The organism is Bacillus sp. NTK034 (assembly GCF_017303275.1).
Taxonomy (GTDB): domain Bacteria; phylum Bacillota; class Bacilli; order Bacillales; family Cytobacillaceae; genus Cytobacillus.
In genome coordinates, this window is the sequence record NZ_JAFKOJ010000001.1 from 32,330 (window position 1) to 49,935 (window position 17,606).

General features: G+C 39.7%; 17 protein-coding genes. 9 read left to right on the forward strand and 8 right to left on the reverse strand.

Translation table 11 applies throughout. The features are described 5' to 3' along the window. The first annotated feature begins 195 nt into the window (after positions 1-195). Positions 196-1,866 carry a M20 family metallopeptidase gene (locus tag JI665_RS00240; RefSeq protein WP_206834805.1) on the forward strand — a complete coding sequence of 557 codons (1,671 nt, stop codon included), beginning with the start codon at positions 196-198 and terminating at the stop codon, positions 1,864-1,866. Between the two features lie 82 nt (positions 1,867-1,948). Beyond that, positions 1,949-2,608 carry an HAD family hydrolase gene (locus JI665_RS00245; protein ID WP_206834808.1) on the forward strand — a complete coding sequence of 220 codons (660 nt, stop codon included), beginning with the start codon at positions 1,949-1,951 and terminating at the stop codon, positions 2,606-2,608. A 12-nt stretch (positions 2,609-2,620) separates the two neighbouring features. On the opposite strand, the gene JI665_RS00250 is transcribed toward JI665_RS00245, so the two are convergent. Beyond that, positions 2,621-3,475: a MurR/RpiR family transcriptional regulator gene (locus tag JI665_RS00250; RefSeq protein WP_206834812.1), complete on the reverse strand. Its 855-nt coding sequence runs from the start codon at positions 3,473-3,475 to the stop codon at positions 2,621-2,623. Positions 3,476-3,670: 195 nt separating this feature from the next. Between JI665_RS00250 and gnd the strand changes: the two genes are divergently transcribed. The 3 genes from gnd to gntK all read left to right on the forward strand — a co-directional run bounded on the left by gnd (position 3,671) and on the right by gntK (position 7,666). Continuing rightward, positions 3,671-4,567 carry a phosphogluconate dehydrogenase (NAD(+)-dependent, decarboxylating) gene (gnd, locus tag JI665_RS00255; protein WP_206834815.1) on the forward strand — a complete coding sequence of 299 codons (897 nt, stop codon included), beginning with the start codon at positions 3,671-3,673 and terminating at the stop codon, positions 4,565-4,567. Between the two features lie 107 nt (positions 4,568-4,674). Beyond that, positions 4,675-6,018, forward strand: a complete 1,344-nt coding sequence (locus tag JI665_RS00260; protein ID WP_206834817.1) for a GntP family permease — start codon at positions 4,675-4,677, stop codon at positions 6,016-6,018. 103 nt (positions 6,019-6,121) lie between these two features. After that, the gene (gntK, locus tag JI665_RS00265) at positions 6,122-7,666 is read left to right on the forward strand and encodes a gluconokinase (RefSeq protein ID WP_206834819.1); all 1,545 of its coding nucleotides are present in this window, start codon (positions 6,122-6,124) and stop codon (positions 7,664-7,666) included. A 42-nt stretch (positions 7,667-7,708) separates the two neighbouring features. Here the strand turns inward: gntK and JI665_RS00270 are convergent, their stop codons facing one another. From JI665_RS00270 to JI665_RS00285, 4 genes are all read right to left on the reverse strand, one after another. Beyond that, positions 7,709-8,707, reverse strand: a complete 999-nt coding sequence (locus JI665_RS00270) for an inorganic phosphate transporter (RefSeq protein WP_206834821.1) — start codon at positions 8,705-8,707, stop codon at positions 7,709-7,711. 12 nt (positions 8,708-8,719) lie between these two features. Continuing rightward, positions 8,720-9,337 (reverse strand): DUF47 domain-containing protein, encoded by a 618-nt coding sequence (locus JI665_RS00275; protein WP_206834824.1) that lies wholly within the window; start codon positions 9,335-9,337, stop codon positions 8,720-8,722. A gap of 189 nt (positions 9,338-9,526) precedes the next feature. Further along, complete coding sequence (locus JI665_RS00280; RefSeq protein WP_206834827.1) at positions 9,527-10,165, reverse strand: FusB/FusC family EF-G-binding protein; 639 nt, start codon at positions 10,163-10,165, stop codon at positions 9,527-9,529. Positions 10,166-10,305: 140 nt separating this feature from the next. Further along, complete coding sequence (locus tag JI665_RS00285; protein WP_206834829.1) at positions 10,306-10,569, reverse strand: CD3324 family protein; 264 nt, start codon at positions 10,567-10,569, stop codon at positions 10,306-10,308. A 387-nt stretch (positions 10,570-10,956) separates the two neighbouring features. On the opposite strand from JI665_RS00285, the gene helD reads away from it, so the two are divergent. The 3 genes from helD to JI665_RS00300 all read left to right on the forward strand — a co-directional run bounded on the left by helD (position 10,957) and on the right by JI665_RS00300 (position 14,808). Then, positions 10,957-13,224, forward strand: coding sequence for an RNA polymerase recycling motor HelD (gene helD, locus JI665_RS00290; protein WP_206834832.1), 2,268 nt, complete (start codon positions 10,957-10,959; stop codon positions 13,222-13,224). Between the two features lie 288 nt (positions 13,225-13,512). After that, positions 13,513-14,340 carry an aldo/keto reductase gene (locus tag JI665_RS00295; protein ID WP_280516049.1) on the forward strand — a complete coding sequence of 276 codons (828 nt, stop codon included), beginning with the start codon at positions 13,513-13,515 and terminating at the stop codon, positions 14,338-14,340. 207 nt (positions 14,341-14,547) lie between these two features. Then, entirely contained in the window at positions 14,548-14,808 is a 261-nt protein-coding gene (locus JI665_RS00300; protein ID WP_206834835.1) for a GlsB/YeaQ/YmgE family stress response membrane protein, read from the forward strand. A 113-nt stretch (positions 14,809-14,921) separates the two neighbouring features. Here the strand turns inward: JI665_RS00300 and JI665_RS00305 are convergent, their stop codons facing one another. After that, positions 14,922-15,842 carry an RluA family pseudouridine synthase gene (locus JI665_RS00305; protein WP_206834839.1) on the reverse strand — a complete coding sequence of 307 codons (921 nt, stop codon included), beginning with the start codon at positions 15,840-15,842 and terminating at the stop codon, positions 14,922-14,924. Positions 15,843-16,184: 342 nt separating this feature from the next. Between JI665_RS00305 and JI665_RS00310 the strand changes: the two genes are divergently transcribed. Continuing rightward, positions 16,185-16,583, forward strand: coding sequence for a YhcU family protein (locus JI665_RS00310; RefSeq protein ID WP_206834842.1), 399 nt, complete (start codon positions 16,185-16,187; stop codon positions 16,581-16,583). 39 nt (positions 16,584-16,622) lie between these two features. Here the strand turns inward: JI665_RS00310 and JI665_RS00315 are convergent, their stop codons facing one another. Together JI665_RS00315 and JI665_RS00320 are read right to left on the reverse strand one after the other, a co-directional pair. After that, positions 16,623-17,093 (reverse strand): thioredoxin family protein, encoded by a 471-nt coding sequence (locus JI665_RS00315; RefSeq protein WP_206834845.1) that lies wholly within the window; start codon positions 17,091-17,093, stop codon positions 16,623-16,625. Then, complete coding sequence (locus JI665_RS00320; protein WP_206834847.1) at positions 17,093-17,533, reverse strand: disulfide oxidoreductase; 441 nt, start codon at positions 17,531-17,533, stop codon at positions 17,093-17,095. The genes JI665_RS00315 and JI665_RS00320 overlap by 1 nt, the downstream gene beginning before the upstream one ends. Positions 17,534-17,606: the final 73 nt, after the last annotated feature.

The following is a 17,606-nucleotide window of genomic DNA, read 5'->3' on the forward strand; positions in this document are numbered from 1 at the left end:
TATTCGTTTTTGATATAGATTTCAAGACCTTAATGTTATTATTCTATATATTGGCGGTTTCATCCTTATATAAAGAAAAAAGCTTGGATACGGAAACTTGCTTTCCGTGAAACAGCCATTATATAAAAATGTGTTGATTATCAATGGAGTATGCTTATACACTATTGTCAAACAGTAACGAAATGGGGTTGGCCTATGTTTGCAAATCTTAAAACAATGAATTTGAGTCAGCAGGCCGAATATTTAACAAAGGCCCTTGTGCAGATGAAGAGCTACAATCATTCGGATGGAGAAAAGCATAAAGCTGACTTTTTAAAAGAAATAATACACTCGTACCCATCTTTTTATAATAATGATAATTTAGTATGGACTCAGGAAATACCTGGTGATGAATTGGGCCGCAAGAATGTGTTTGCCTTCCTCAAGGGGCGTTCCAGAGGCAAAAAAACTATTATATATCTGGCACATTTAGACACGGTCGGCACAGAGGATTTTGGCCCGATTCAGGGCATGGCCCATGATCCCGATAAGCTGCAGGAGTTCTTTGTACAATATGGCTCTGATCCGGAAGTGCAGGAAGATGCCCGGTCTGAGGAGTGGCTTTTTGGCAGAGGAGCCTTGGATATGCAGAGCGGAATTGCTGTCCATCTTGCCAATCTCTTGTTTTTCTCGGAAAATCCCGACGAATTGGACGGCAATTTGCTTGTCATGTTTAATGCTGATGAAGAGGGCGAGCATAAAGGAAGCAGAGCCGCCCTGTCCGAATTGCTAAGGCTGAAAGAAAAAATGGGCCTGGAATATCTGGCTGCAATTAATAATGATTTTATCTCGCCATTGTATGATGGGGACACCACAAAGTATATATACACCGGTACAGCGGGAAAAATCCTGCCGTGTTTTTCTATTTTCGGAAGGGAGACCCATGCAGGTGAAAGTCTTGCGGGGATTGATCCAACTTTGATTGCTGCAGAGCTGACCGCCCGTATAAGCCAGAATTTTCAGCTGACTGAGAAGCTTGAAGGGGAGCTGGTGCTTCCTCCAAGCTGTTTATATATGAGAGATGATAAAAAACGCTATGATGTTCAGACGGCAGTCGGCTGCAGGGTTTACTTCAATTACTTTTTCTATGAAAAACCCCTGAAGCAGCTCTCGAAAGAACTGGGGATGATTGCCGAAGATGCAGCTATTGCAGTAGAGCACCGGCTGAAAGGTGCCTATAAAGATTTTCGGACTGTCAATAAGCTGCCGGAAAGACAGCTGGATTGGGGAACAGAGGTGACGCCTTTAGAGGATTTTCTTGTTTACCTTGAAGAGAAGGGCATAGATACAGTGAGTGTTATGGAAGAAGCAAGGAAGCAAAGCTCGCTTAAAGAAACCGATGCCAGAATGATTGCTTTTGATATTGTAGAAGCTTTACACCAATCAGATCCTGAGAAGAAACCTAGAGTGGTTTTATTTTATGGAACACCTTTTCTTCCTGCCAACACGGTTGATGTGAATGCAGAAAGAGGAATCTTTTTGAAAAATTGCCTGGAGGAAGTGCTTGCTGAAGAGGCTGAGAAAACAGGTGAAGCATTCAAGATCCGCAAATATTTTCCCTACTTATCTGACGGAAGCTTCCTATCTTTTGACGGCTCGGATGAGGATATACAATCTCTTAAAAAGAACTTTCCTGCTATAAAAAGCCTTTTTCCCATTCCATTAAAGGCAATGAGAGATTTAAGTATTCCTGTCATTAACCTTGGAGTTTATGGGAAGGCTGGCCATAAGTGGACTGAACGGGTCTATAAACCATATACGTTTAAAGTTTTGCCTGAGATCATCCGAAAGCTTACAAGCAAAATACTTCAAAAGCCGGGAAAATAGTTCCCGGCTTTCTTCAACCTAGTAACTTTAATATAGCAGTAACGTCTAATGTAAGGGGAAAGAATCAGGAGGCGGTGGCAGAATGATAAGAGCTGTAATTTTTGATTTTGATGGAACCATTGTAGACACAGAGTCTTTATGGTATGAGGTCTTTAAACAAACCCTGTCAGAAGATTATGGATTTGAGCTTGGGCTGGAGGATTTTGCGAAGGGCATTGGCACCACAGATGATATTCTATTTAATTATATTGACAGTAAATTAGGTATTCAAATTAATCGAGAATCTGTTCAGGAAAAAACAGAAAAAGCATTCAATAGTCAAAGGGATATTTTAATTCTGAGGGAAGGGATTAAGGACCTAATAGAAAAGTGCATTGAAAAAGGCCTTAAGCTTGGAGTTGCATCCAGCTCCGGCAGGGATTGGGTTAAGCATTATCTGAACCATTTTGGAATTGAGGGTCAATTTCAAACGATTAAAACAAAAGAAGATGTTGAAAAAGTAAAGCCTGATCCGGCTCTTTACATAAAAGCACTAGAAGAAATGGGCGTCGAGCCGGGAGAAAGTCTGGCCATTGAAGATTCCGTAAATGGATCAATCGCAGCTGTTCAGGCAGGAATGCACTGTGCGGCTGTTCCGAATGATGTGACGCATTTCCTCTCTTTTCACGAAAAGGTTATGCGGTATAAAGCTTTCTCTGAAATTCCCATTGATGAATTGATAACTGAAAAAGACAAGGGATAAGCCCTTGCCTTTTTATATCCTTTTAACTGAAATAGCATTCCGCATCTTGTGGAGTGCTTTTTTGCCATCTTCTTTTCTTGCCATCATGACGTTCACGTATAGCGCGTCAATAATACTTAGCTGCGCAATCCGGGAAGATAGGGCCTCAGAGCGGTAATCGGTTTCTTCTGCTACTGTGAAAAGTGAGATATCAACATTATGGCTGAGCGGTGATTTTGCAAAATTTGTAATGGCAATGGTTTTCACCTTATTTTGTTTTGCCACATTAAGAACCTGAATGACATCCTTTGTTGTGCCGGAGTGAGAAATAAAAACTGCCACATCATTCTCGGTCAGCTGCGAAGCCGACATTAGCTGCAAATGCGAATCGCTGTTTGCCAGCACAGTAATGCCGGTGCGGATGAATTTGTGGTAAGCATCCATCGCGATAATACTGGATCCGCCGCTCCCGACAAATTCGACTTTATTTGCATTCAATATTAGGTCGACTGCTTTTTCAAAAGCCCCCCCGCCAATGATTCCAAGGGTATCTTCAAGGGTCTTGATATTGGAGCGGAACACCTTTTCCGAAACAGTCAGGATTCCATCATCTTCATTAATGGTTTCATGAATATCCTTAATAGGTGTAACGATTTCCGACGCCAATGCTATTTTAAGAGCCTGATAGCCTTTAAAGCCAATCCGTTTGCAAAAACGGAATACAGTTGAATCAGCTATGCCAAGGTCATCAGCAAGCTGGTTAATGGAGCTGTGAACGATTTTTTCAGGGTGTTCAAGAATATAGTCTGCAATCTTTTTTTCTTTATCGCTGAATTTTGCATAATGTGTTTTAATTCGGGCAAAACAATATAAGTTATCATGAACCATTTATGGGCAACTCCCTAAAATAAATTTAAAAAAATTTTTTCATTAGGTATAGAAGATAGAAGGGAATAAAGCGCTTTCTAAATTCAATTTCTATTATAATCGAAAAATATTTTTTTGAAAACGATTGCAAACAGAAAAATATTTTGTATAATAAAGTCACATACGAAAAAAATTTTCTTCATCCAGGAGGCAATTATGCAAGTAGGAATGATCGGTCTAGGAAAGATGGGATACAACTTATCCCTGAATTTGAAAGACCATGGACATGAAGTGACAGCATTTGATAAAGACAATAATATAATCGAAAAAATTTCTGCTGAAGGGATTAAAGGAGTCCCATCTATTGCGGAAATGGTCAACAATCTTACAAAGCCGCGTGTGGTATGGATGATGGTGCCTGCAGGTGATATTACAGAGGCAGTTATTGAGGAGACATCAGCACTTCTCGAAGAAGGCGATATATTAATCGATGGAGGCAACTCCAATTATAAGGAAACGCTGCGCAGAGCTGAAATGCTGCAGGAAAAAGGAATTTATTTCTTCGATTGCGGTACAAGCGGCGGTATGGAAGGTGCACGCAATGGGGCATGCACAATGATTGGCGGGGATGCGGAAGTTTTTAAAACAATTGAGCCAATTTTTAAGGATATTACTGTGGAAAACGGCTATATGTATGCCGGAAGAACAGGAAGTGGCCATTTTCTGAAAATGGTACATAACGGAATTGAGTACGGCATGATGCAGGCAATTGCGGAGGGATTTGAAATCCTTGAAAAGAGCCCGTTTGACTATGATTATGAAAAAGTCGCTAAAGTTTGGAATAACGGTTCTGTAATTCGTTCATGGCTAATGGAACTAACTGAAAATGCATTCTCGAAGGATGCTAAGCTTGATGGCTTAAAAGGTGTCATGCATTCATCCGGTGAAGGGAAGTGGACGGTTGAAACAGCCCTTGATCTACAGACAGCTGCTCCAGTCATTACCATGTCATTAATGATGCGCTACCGCTCACTGGAAGAAGATACATTCTCGGGTAAAGTGGTCGCTGCACTAAGAAATGAATTTGGCGGACATGCAGTAGAAAAGAAATAAACTTTTTTGGGAACTGGACTAGCTGCCAATGGCAGCTTTCCAAATCCCGCAGATATATATTTTTATCAATAAATGAAAACGCTTCAAATACAAAGGGGGAAAATGAAATGTCAGGCTCAATGTTAATATTAGTAGCGATGGCTGGTATCTTCTTGTTATTATTCTTAGTTATGAAAACGAAGCTTCATGCTTTTGTAGCTTTATTGCTTGTGAGTTTGCTAGTTGGGATTGCAGCAGGGATGCCGCTTGATGGTGTAATTCAATCAGTCCAGAATGGGATGGGCGGAACACTTGGTTTCGTAGCTGTTGTTGTGGGTCTTGGTGCAATGTTTGGCCGTATGCTCGAGGTTTCTGGAGGTGCTGAACGTCTTGCACAGACAATGATCAAGAAATTCGGTGAAGATAAAGCTCAATGGGCGCTAGGTATTACAGGTTTTATTGTCGCAATTCCAGTATTTTTTGATGTTGGTTTTATCATTCTTGTGCCGATTGTTTATGGTCTGGCAAAGAAAACAGGAAAGTCATTGCTTTACTACGGGATTCCGCTTTTAGCCGGTTTGGCAGTTACACATAGCTTTATTCCGCCGACTCCGGGACCGATAGCTGTAGCAGATTTAATTGGTGCTGATCTTGGCTGGGTAATTTTATTTGGTGTTATTGCCGGTATTCCTTCTATGATTATCGCGGGTCCTTTGTTTGGTAAGTATATCGCGAAAAAAATACATGTATCGGTTCCAGATTATATGCAAATAGAGGAAAAAGAATATGACAAAGAGCTTCCGAGCTTTGCGCTAATTGCAAGCATCATTTTCATTCCGCTGGTTTTAATCCTTCTAAATACTGTATCAGGTGTTATTTTGGAAGAAGGAAATGGATTAAGAGCATTCTTCACCTTTATGGGTCACCCTTTTGTTGCCTTGACTTTGGCTACTTTACTGGCATTCTACAGTCTTGGAACAAAACGCGGTTACTCCCGTCAGGAAGTCCAGGATATTGCTACAAAGTCTTTAGAGCCGGCAGGGATTATCATCCTTGTTACTGGTGCCGGAGGTGTTTTCAAACAGGTCCTGATTGATTCAGGTGTTGGACAGGTATTGGGAGATATGATGGCTGCTTCCGCCCTGCCTCCAATCCTCCTGGCCTTTCTGATTTCTACTTTTGTACGTGTTGCCCAAGGTTCAGCCACTGTAGCCATGGTTACAGCTGCAGGATTGATGGCTCCGCTTATTGAAACAATGGGACTTGAAGGTCCGGTACTTGGATTGATTGTTATCTCCATTGCGGCCGGCGCAACGATATTCTCACATGTTAACGACTCTGGCTTCTGGCTTGTGAACCGCTATTTCGGCCTTGACGTTAAAGATACACTGAAATCATGGACAGTGATGGAAACATTAATTGCTTTAGTCGGGTTTGCGACAGTATTTATACTTGGCTTCTTTATTGCCTAAAATTAATATGAAGAAGAAGGGAAGTGGCGACTTGTTAGAGCCGCTTCCTTCTTCAGTTTTTAAGTGACGCTTTTTCAGAATTGTTTTTGAAAGGAGATTATCAATGTCTGCAACAAAATATGTAATCGGTACGGATATTGGAACAACAAGTACAAAATCAGTATTATTTGACCATAACGGTAAAGTTCTTGGGAAATACACAATTGAGTATCCTCTTCATACTCCTAATCCTTCGACTGCAGAACAGGACCCGGAAGAAATTTTTCAAGCTGTTCTAGGAACCCTTAGAGGCTGCATAAAGGAATCAAATGTTAGAGCTGAGGATATTACATGCGTGTCCTTCAGTTCAGCCATGCATAGTGTCATAGCTGTCGACGCAGATGGGGTGCCATTGACAAACAGCATTACCTGGGCTGATAACCGCAGTGCAAAATGGGCTGAAAAGATAAAAAAGGAAATGAATGGCCATGAAATATACTTACGGACTGGAACGCCTATTCATCCGATGTCACCTCTGTCGAAAATCCTTTGGCTGAAAAATGAGCAGGAGGAAATATTCAAGCGCACCAGCAAATTTATCTCCATTAAAGAGTATGTTTTTCACAAATTATTTAGTGAGTACATCGTTGATTATTCAATAGCATCAGCTACTGGAATGTTTAATTTGAAGAAGCTGGACTGGGATAAAGAAGCGGTAGAGTCTGCTGGAATTACAGCCGAAAAACTGTCGAAGCCTGTTCCAACTACTTATTCTGTAAGAGGGATGAAAGAGGAATTCAGAAAACTGACTGGTTTAAGCTTGGATACCCCATTTGTTGTAGGTGCCAGTGACGGAGTCCTTTCCAACCTTGGAGTTAATGCGATTGATCCAGGAGTGGTGGCTGTAACGATCGGAACCAGCGGAGCGATCCGTGCTGTAACCGATAAGCCCGTAACCGATCCAAAAGGAAGGATCTTCTGCTACGCTCTAACAGAAAAACACTGGGTTATTGGAGGACCGGTAAATAATGGAGGCATGCTTTTCCGCTGGGTGCGCGATGAATTCGCTGCATCAGAAGTTGAAACGGCCAAGCGTCTGGGAATTGATCCTTATGATGTATTAACAAAGATTGCATCAGGAGTTGCACCTGGATCAGATGGCCTGATTTTCCATCCTTATATGACAGGAGAACGCGCACCTTTATGGAATGCCAACGCAAGGGGGTCATTCTTTGGTCTGAGCCTTCACCATAAAAAAGAGCATATGATCCGTTCTGTGCTTGAAGGGGTTATCTATAATTTATATACTGTATTGCTTGCTTTAGAGGAGCTGACAGGGGAGCCGAAGAGGATTCAGGCAACGGGAGGATTTGCCAGATCAGATCTTTGGCGCCAAATGATGGCCGATATTTTCAATCAGGAAGTTGTTGTGCCTGAAAGCTATGAAAGTTCTTGCCTGGGAGCGGCTATTCTTGGATTATATGCTTTAGGGGTGGTTGAGGACTTAAATGTTGTCTCCGATATGGTAGGTGCAACGTTTAGCCATCAGCCGAAGGAAGAGGATGCAAAAGTATACAGGGAGTTAATGCCGATTTATATACGCTTATCGCGTTTGTTTGAAAATGAATATGAAAGTCTTTCAGATTTTCAAAGAAAATATTTAGGATGAAAAAAAGGAGTGGGCTCAGCCTGCTCCTTTTTAAAATTATTATTAAAAAATGGCATTCAATATTAAATAGACAATGCCAGCTAAAGTAGCTGATATTGGCAAGGTGATTACCCATGTAATAAGCATTCTCTGCGCTGTACCCCATTTTACTCCCTTAAGTCTGTGGGCAGAACCTACACCCAGGATAGAAGAGGAGATAACATGAGTAGTACTGACTGGCAAATGGATATATGTAGCGCCAAAAATGATCATTGCACCTGTTAAGTCTGCTGCCACTCCATTTATTGGCCGGATCTTCATAATTTTTCCGCCGACCGTTTTGATAATTTTCCAGCCGCCGATGGAAGTCCCAAGCCCCATGGCTAAAGCACAGGAAAACTGTACCCAGAAAGGAATATCTGTTGAAGTGACATAATTGTTTGCAATAAGTGCCATTGTAATAATACCCATAGCTTTCTGTGCATCATTTGTTCCATGTGTATATGATTGCAGTGCGGCAGTGAAAATTTGGAACAGCCTGAAATTCCTGTTTGTTTTAGTGAGGTTGTTGTGTTTAAAAACGATCTTGAAAATGCTGTAAACAATAAAACCGGCTGCAAATGCAATTAACGGCGAAAAGATAAGTGCTTGAAGAATTTTTAAAAATCCCTGATAATTTAAAGCTGAAAATCCTGCTGCCGCAATCGCAGCACCGGCTATCGAGCCTATGATCGCATGGGAAGAGCTGCTTGGGATGCCATAATACCAAGTCAGCAGATTCCAGAATATCGCAGCGATTAAAGCGGCTAGAATGACAAGAGATCCATTCTGCAAGGTAAAAGGGTCCACAATATCTTTGGTAATGGTTTTTGCAACTCCAGTAAATGTCATGGCACCAACAAAGTTCATGACTGCTGCCAAAACGATGGCATGTCTTGGTTTAAGAGCCTTGGTGGAGACCGAGGTAGCTATTGCGTTTGCTGTATCATGAAAACCATTGATAAAGTCAAATGCCAGGGCCCCAATGACAATTAAGATCGTTATAATAAATATTGCATCCATTGTGATCGCCCCTTAAGCATTTTTCATAATGATGGTTTCAAGCGTATTGGCGACATTTTGGCAGCTGTCAGCAATTTCTTCCAAAGTTTCATAAATTTCTTTATATTGAATGATTCGAATAGGATCTTTTTCTGTAGCAAAAAGATGCTTGATTGACTGACGGCGGACTCCATCACATTTGGATTCGTAATCTTTTATTTTGATTGCATGCTCTCTGATCTGCAGTAATTTCTTAGTTGAAAGAAGTACCACACATTTTTCAATTTCAATTGCACAGTTTTTAATCGCATCAACGAACTTCAGCATAAATTCATCTGCCTGTGTCATTGAATACATTTCAAATAAATCTGCACATTCTTCAAAACCATCCAGCACATCATCCATGCTCATAGCGAGGTGGAGGATATCTTCCCTTTCAATAGGCGTAATAAAAGCGTTATTTAATTCTTTAATGACTTCATGAACATAGGAATCTCCTTTTGTTTCATAATCCTTCATTGTTTTTGAAAAGGTTTTTAAATCACTGACATTGTTAATCTTATAGTCGGCAAAGTAAATTGCACTATCTTTTAAATTCACGGAAATATTGCTTAACAATGTGTTAAACTTGTCCTTCTTCTTAAAAACCATTTTTTTACCCCCAATTATTTTAGGAAAAATTCAATCAAACGTAACTATTTTATACGAAATCGACAAAATATGATAGTTTTTTTTATTACAATAATATTCCCTAGATTATGGAGAATAAACGAAAAGCCCATTTATAACTGAAAGAGACACCGCCAAACTCGGCGGTGTCTTAATTATGGGGATAACTATCTATCCTTTCAGCCTTCCAATAAAATCCTGGAGCTTTTCCTGTGAATTCAAATTTTCATTGCATTTCTGGCTGTCCCGGCAAATGTAATTCCCTTTCTTTGTATAGGTGCCAAGCGAAGCCCCTTTGATTTCAGTTAAGAACAAGCCTGTTTCTTCGAATTTGCTGCAGATGGAACAGATTCCTTTTTTGCTCAGCGGTTTAAATGTTCCAACTAAACCAGTCAGTTTGCCATTCAGCAGGCTAATCATATACTTCCTGTTTGTGCCTTTGTCATCCCATCCCAAGTAGCTTATTTCCCTGAAATCAATATCTTCAAGTGCTGGTATCTTTAATTTTTTTGCTTTAGGGAACAGCTTTTTGATGGATTGTTCTGTCAAAGATGGAAACGGTATCACATAATCTTTTATTTGTGCCAAGAAGGCATCAGCCTGATCTCTTTCTTTTATATCAACAACTGGGGAAAGAAGCTGTTTTTGTTCCTCGCTAATTTCTTCAAAAAGGCTTAATACCTTCTCAGCCGAAAGTGATTTCAGTGCATTCAGCACTCCTGTATCATTGACAGAGGCATGGCCATTGATTAACACTTGCGTCTGAGATTTTATAAAATTATATTGATCATTTCTGATGAAAGGTTCCATTATTCCCACTCCTATACCTTCAGCACCTTTATATATCACCTTCACTTTAAAAGAATTACATAAAAATGTAAATGTATAGAACGATTAGGAAATGAACTTGGCATATGAAAAAGCACTGAACAAGGTTCAGTGCGAATAATTCACTTTTTATAAACTATTTTCTTGATTGTTTCTACTGAAAGAAAATGTTCTTCCGCCAATTGGCTGATTGTTTTGCCGTTTTGGAAGGCACCTTTAATAGAATGGTTCCTTTCCTCCAGTGCCTTTCTTGCTCCAGAGCGGGTGCCCCATTTTTGGTAGGCTTTTTCAGGCTTGGGGATATAAATGGCCTCACCCTGAACATATTTTTGAATTTCTGCTATCAAATTCTCCGGTAAAACGGCATTCGCTTTTACATAACTCATTTCTGCCAGCTCCTTATTATTTTTGACAATAAAAAATGAATAAGGTGCAAAGCCGATATCAGAAATGGTTTCATCTGAATGGGCGATAATATTTAGTCCATTACCGCCTCATGCAAAGTATCGCCACCAATATCAGGCTTTGCATGAGACGCTGCATTATCAGGCATTGCAATTGCAATGTCCACTTTCATCACCTCCTAAAAAGGGTTTTTCTATATTATAAATTAACATGATTCCCAATGCATTTAACACCCCAATTCGACAAAGCCAAATCAGTTCCTGACCCTTGCTTCTTGCAGATTTTTCTGATAATATATTTTTCTGCCCACGCGTACGCTCATATGTATTTCTCCATTGCGGCTGAAAAACAATTGAAAGGAGAAACATATGCCATCTGAATTCGAACACCCCGATTTTCAGCAGGAAATTCAGCGGCTGGAATTTACGAAACGTTATATTGATGTCGTAATTAAAACATCAGAATCCAGCAAAGATAAATTTCAGGAGAATATGAAAGAAGCTTTCGAAGACGTTGATTGGCTTGAATCAAGTTTAAGTTACTCTTCTTTACTGACAAATGCCCGTTTTTTTGAGATGTCCAAAGATGAATTAAAACAATTGAAAAAAGCACGGAAAAAGCCTTATTTCGCCAGAATAGATTTCCTAAGGGAAGATTTAAATGAAAAAGAGATTTTATACATAGGCAAAACTTCATTGTATTCAAGGGAGAACCAGGAGCAGATTATTGTTGACTGGCGATCTCCGATAGCCAATTTATACTATGAAGGCAGGCTGGGTAAGGTTCAATACCATTCCTATGAAGAAAGCTTTACAGGCCATCTCTCATTGAAACGGCAATATATGATTGAAGACGGGGTTCTGGATGAGATCCGGGATATAGACCTCACGACTACAGATGAATTACTTCAGGAATCACTGTCTAAAAGCTCAAGCAACCGCCTCACAGACATTATTTCAACCATACAGGAAGAACAGAACAAAATAATACGTGCTGATTTGAATAAGCCCATTATTGTTCAGGGGGCAGCAGGCAGCGGCAAGACAACAATTGCCCTGCACAGGATAAGTTATTTCATTTACCAGTACAAAGAAAATTTTGCGCCTGAACAGCTTATGATTCTGGCACCGAGCAGGCTATTCATTGATTATATTTCAGAAGCTCTTCCAGAGCTTGGGGTAGAAAGAGTCCGCCAGACTACCTACCAGGAATTTGTGCTGGCATGTCTTGGTGAAAAACTTAAAATGGATGATGACAGTAAATTGGTGAATTTGCTCGAAGGCCATGGCAGTGAAGAAGCAAACCTTGCAGCCTGGGCATCTTCCATTAAAGGATCGCCTGTTTTTCAGGTAATCCTCGCCAATTACCTAAAAGAAATTTATAATAGCTTTTGCCCAAGTGATGATTTTATGGTAGATAAATTCAGGCTGTTCAGCCATAAGAAGTTCTTCCAGCTTTTTTTGGTGGATTACAATTATCTCCCTCTTTATCGAAGGCTGGAAAAATTAAAGGCTGTGCTTCAAAACGATCTTGCTAAGAAAAAGAAAAATATCATAAAGAAAATGGAAGCGTATTATGACGTGAGGATCGAAAGGGCACTTTACAGAGGGAAAGACCCTGAAAAAAGAAGGCAATATGTTTCAGATGCGCTTGATAAAAAAGCAGCCAGACTGGAAGAATTAAAGAAAAGCTTCAGAACTGCTGTGCCAAAATACATGAAACAATTTCCGAAAAAAAGCCTGGTCCGTTACTATAAAGACCTGTTTGAAGACTCCATCCGTCTTTCAAGATTATCAGGCGGGAAATTGCCTGTAAGAGATGCAGAACTGCTATGTGAATATTGCCGGAAGTTGTTCAGAAAAAAAGTTTATGAGAGAGAAGACTTAGCTTTAATGCTTTACCTGCAGGAAAGCCTTTTTGGCATTCCTAAAGAGCTGAAGGCAAAAAATATCGTCATTGATGAAGCACAGGATTACAGCTTTATGGAGCTCCTCTCTTTAAAGAAGTCACTTGATACGGATATGTTCACATTAGTGGGTGATCTTGCACAGGGAATTCATTCTTACAGGGGATTAACAAGCTGGCAGGAGGTTCTAGACTTTATTTTTCCGCGTGCAACATATACAGAGCTTCAAAAAAGCTATCGTACTACAGTGGAAATCATGGAAAAGGCAAATGAATTGCTCAAGCTTCTTCCCTATTCATTCCCCGAAGTGGAGCCGGTTGTCCGCCATGGGAAAAGTCCTGAATTTATCAAGAGAGAGAATGGCCATGGGCTTGTACAGCAGCTTGAGGAACAGGTAATTTCATTAAAAAAAGAAAATTATAAAACGTTTGCAGTGATCGGGAAAACGATGAAAGACTGCCTGCTCATTCATGGCCTTTTTGAAGAGCATGCCAAACTCCCTTTTAAACTGCTGCAGGAGCAGGAAAGTATACCAAAGGATGAGATCGTCATCGTACCTTCCTACTTGGCAAAGGGCCTCGAATTTGATGCGGTCATGATTCTGTCACTTGAAGAAGAATTTTCCAAAGAATATGAATTGGATATTAAGCTTCTTTATGTTGCCATGACAAGGCCTCTGCATCGATTATATTTCTATGGACTGGAAAAAAACAATTTTATTATAGGATAGTACTTTTAGCAGCTGATTTTTCAGGCTGCTTTTTTTTGATTAGATTGCTTCGTAATTCAAAAAAAAATTTATAGTCCATTGTTTAGGACATTTTTTCTCCGGGAAAATCAATCTTACATATGAAGGGATGGCGAAAAACCGCGATATCACAATCCCGGCATTTGCCGTTTATATAGATCGGCGATTGCATCCCAGGGCAATCGCTTTTGTTTTGGCAGTGTAAAGAGTAGGTCTCCTTTTCATGCAAATGGTAAAATGAAGTAAAAACATAAAGGAGATGATTTCATCTTGAAGGATATCAGGAGCACTTTAACATTGCATAATGGAGTTGAAATGCCCCAATTCGGGCTGGGAGTATATAAAGTAGAAGAGGGCCAGCAGGTTGAAGACACGGTGAAAAATGCAATAAACATAGGCTACAGACTAATTGATACCGCTGCCTTTTATGACAATGAAGAGGGTGTTGGAAGGGCAATAAAAGAAAGCGGTGTTCCCAGGGAAGATCTTTTCATAACGACAAAGGTGTGGAATACGGAACAGGGATATGAGCAAACTTTAGGTGCCTTTGATAAGAGTTTAATGAAATTGGGTTTAGAGTACATCGATTTATATCTAATCCATTGGCCAGTTAAGGAGAAATACCTGGAAACCTGGCGAGCGCTTGAAAAGCTTTATAGGGATGGAAAGGTAAGAGCCATCGGCGTGAGCAATTTTCAAATTCATCATTTAAAGGACATAATGGAAAACTCAGGTGAAAAGCCTGCAGTCAATCAGGTTGAGCTTCATCCTCTGCTATCTCAGGAAGAAATAAGGGTATTTTGTGATGAGCACAATATAAAAGTGGAGGCCTGGTCTCCAATTGCAAGGGGCAGAGTGCTGGAGGACCCTGCAATAAAAGAAATTGCCGAACATCACAGCAAATCATCAGCCCAAGTTATATTAAGGTGGCATCTCCAAAATGGTATTATCGTAATACCCAAATCAGTTAAAGAAGAACGATTAAGGGAAAATGCAAATATTTTTGATTTTGAATTAACGGAAGAAGATATGAGACAAATGAATACATTAAATAAAAATCAGCGATTTGGGGCCGACCCGGACAAATTTGATTTTTAATTAAGCTATTTAAAAGCATCCTAAGGGGTGCTTTTTTTATATAAAATTTTTCCAGAAGAATAGTTTTTTATTTTTTGGTTTTAGATAGTGAATCCTGGGTAATTTAATTGTACAAGCAGATAAGATCACCAAAAGCTGCGCAGCTGCTGAATGAAATTCTTAATCTGAACAGAAACTAAATTAAATCAAAACGAGGAGTGATTTTCAATGTTAAGCTTTTTATGGGCATTAATTATAGGTGGTATCATTGGTTGGTTAGCAGGTATGATTGTGGGAAGAGATATTCCAGGAGGCGTAATTGGTAACATCATCGCTGGTTTCATTGGTGCATGGTTAGGTTCATTAATTCTTGGTGATTGGGGTCCAGTAGTAGCTGACTTTGCTATTATTCCTGCTTTAATTGGTGCTATCGTGCTTGTATTCATTGTAGGCTTCATTATGAAGGCTATGCGCAAATCTCATGACTAATAGAATCATCTGAAAGAAGTCCTATATGGGGCTTCTTTTTTTGAGCTGATAGCCACAACTTCTTTGTTTTAGTGAATTAAAAGCTGCCCCTGAAAGGGCAGCTTAAATCGTTATTAAAAGGCATACGGATCAATTCCCTTAAAAACCTCATGATCATCTAAAAAAGGTGCATGACAGACTATAGTTTCCTCTAAGAAAGGGTGTGGAATCTCAAGTTTTACGGCGTGCAGTGCCTGCCGGGGAAAAGCCGGTTTCCCGCCATATAAAATATCCCCTGCTAGAGGATGTCCGATATAGCTGAGATGAACACGGATCTGATGTGTTCTGCCTGTATCCAGCTGGCACTTAATAAGTGAAAGATTTAGCTTAGGAAAGTACTCGATCAGTTCATAGTTTGTGACAGCAGGCTGGCCGCTGGGAGATACTCTTCTTCTGGTTGGATGATGCCTGTCCCGCCCAATTGGCTCGCTGATGGTTCCTTTGATCTTTGAAACCCTGCCATGAACCAATGCTAAATATGTACGTTTTATTTTTCTGTCTTCCAGTTCTTTATCCAGGATTGCTCCTGCCAAGGCATGTTTGGCAAACAAAATGGCACCGGTCGTATCTCGATCCAGGCGATGAATATGTTTTATGCTTCTGCATTCGCCCTGCATCTGTATATGAAAGGCAGCAGCGTTTGCTAATGTATTATTTTGCTCTGGAGAATTAGGATGCGTGTCCATGCCTGCAGGCTTATTCAAAACAAGTAAATGATCATCTTCAAAGAGTACTTCGATGTCATAATAATAGGGTAGAATGCCTATATTTTCCTCTTCAAAGAAGTGGAATTTTAATTTAGTCCCTGCATTTAGCGGCTTTGTCCAATTGGCAGGTTCATCATTGATTAATACCTGCTTGTTCATCCTCATATTGTGTGTCTGTTTTTTGGGTGCTCCCCATAATGTCCGGACTATATATTGGACGGTATATCCTTGCCATTTAACAGGCACCTCTATTTCACACCATTCGCCAAACCTTTGTATTTTTACCATAAATTACTCCTATCCTGATTGAATAATCGTGACTTTCATACATATAAATTAATTACAATAATATATTAGCCTTTAAAAACAGCTGATAAAAGGAATAGGTGTTTACAAAATATTATTGTAATATTTAATAACACCTTTTATTTTGCTGAAAATGGAGTTAATATAGAACTTTAGAACCAATTATAAAGCATTAAACCTGTGCCATCTATTTCCTCAGGAGGAATAAATGTCAACAAATCCCTTCTCCATGGGTATAATTACCACCCTAAAGGGCTTTCAGAATATGATATTCTAAATTATATATTACGAACTGATTACAAGGATTACAAAGGTGGGTTATCAGTGAAAGTTGTATTTGCATCAACTCCTGATCAGGAACAAAAAATTCAAGAGTTAATTAGAAAATTCTATTCAAATGTGTTTCCTCTTTATTTCACAGATGATGACATAAGAGAATTTGAACAGCAGAAGATTTTACATACTTCTACACGGCACTTTGAATACTTCGGAACATTAAAGGAGGCTTACCAGGTTATAGCAGGGCTGCAGACGCTAATGGCTATTCTGGAATCCCGGCAAATGAATGACAAATATGAGATGATTTTCGTCAAAAATGTTCAAATACTTCAAGAATTCGGTTTGTCATTCCCATTTGACTACAGTCATTTTTGCGGAGAAAGGATGCCGCGGAATAGTTTGTTCAGTGTCTATGCCAAAGCCGCAAATGAAATGCTTGTATAAAAAAACGCCTGCAGCTGACTGAGCCGCAGGCGTTTTTGGTTATTTCGAATTCTCATTAAACCATTGTTCAAAGACTTCTTTTTCCTGGTAACCAGTAATTCTGTTAACCTCCTTGCCGTCTTTGAATTGAACAATTGTTGGAGTCTCCTTAATTCCATAATTATCCCAGCCGTCTTCAAATTCAAGCAGGTTGAATTGAACCAGGTCGATGCCCATATCTTCTGTGAGAGGAGACACAATAGGAGTTGTCCTCTGGCAATGAGGGCATGTCGGGCTATAAAAATACACAGTTACATCTTCATTTTCATTTAACTTTTTGTCCAATTCCTCAGGAAGAATCAAATTTTGATAATTTGGGTCTTCAAGCTGTTTGACTGTTTCAGGATGAAGTGAATCCTTTTCATATGGATTATCCCCTGACACTTTTTCTTCATTTTGCATTTTAGTTAAGATTCCAACAGCTGCGAATAACACAACGATAATGGCAAGGAAAATGATGACCTTTTTCATTAAACTGCTACCTCCTTGGTTTTCTTCCAGACAAGATAACTGCATGTAAGAATAATAATAAAAGCTGTCAATGCTAAAAACGGAATTGTGATGAATCCAAGCCAATTTATATATTGCCCTGTACAGGGAACTCTCCCGCATGCTGCAGCATGGTCTGCCATAAATGAAATTTTCTGGATGGAATAGTGGTATATCGATATTCCTGCTCCAACTGCAGATAGCACCATTGTATAAAGGCTGATGCGATAATCTTTCTTAATAACAGCCAAGCCTAATATAACAGCAAATGGGTACATGACAATTCTTTGATACCAGCAAAGCTCGCAAGGCTCGTATTGCCTGATTTCCGAAAAATAAAGGCTGCCGAACAGGGCCAGAATTGATGCTGCCCAGGCAATAAACAGCAAATTCTCCCGTCGGTCTGTTTGTGTTTTCTCCATAATAATCTCCTTATTAATATGTACTCTAAAATTATAAAGCTATTGGACATGCCTTGTAAATTAACATGTTCAA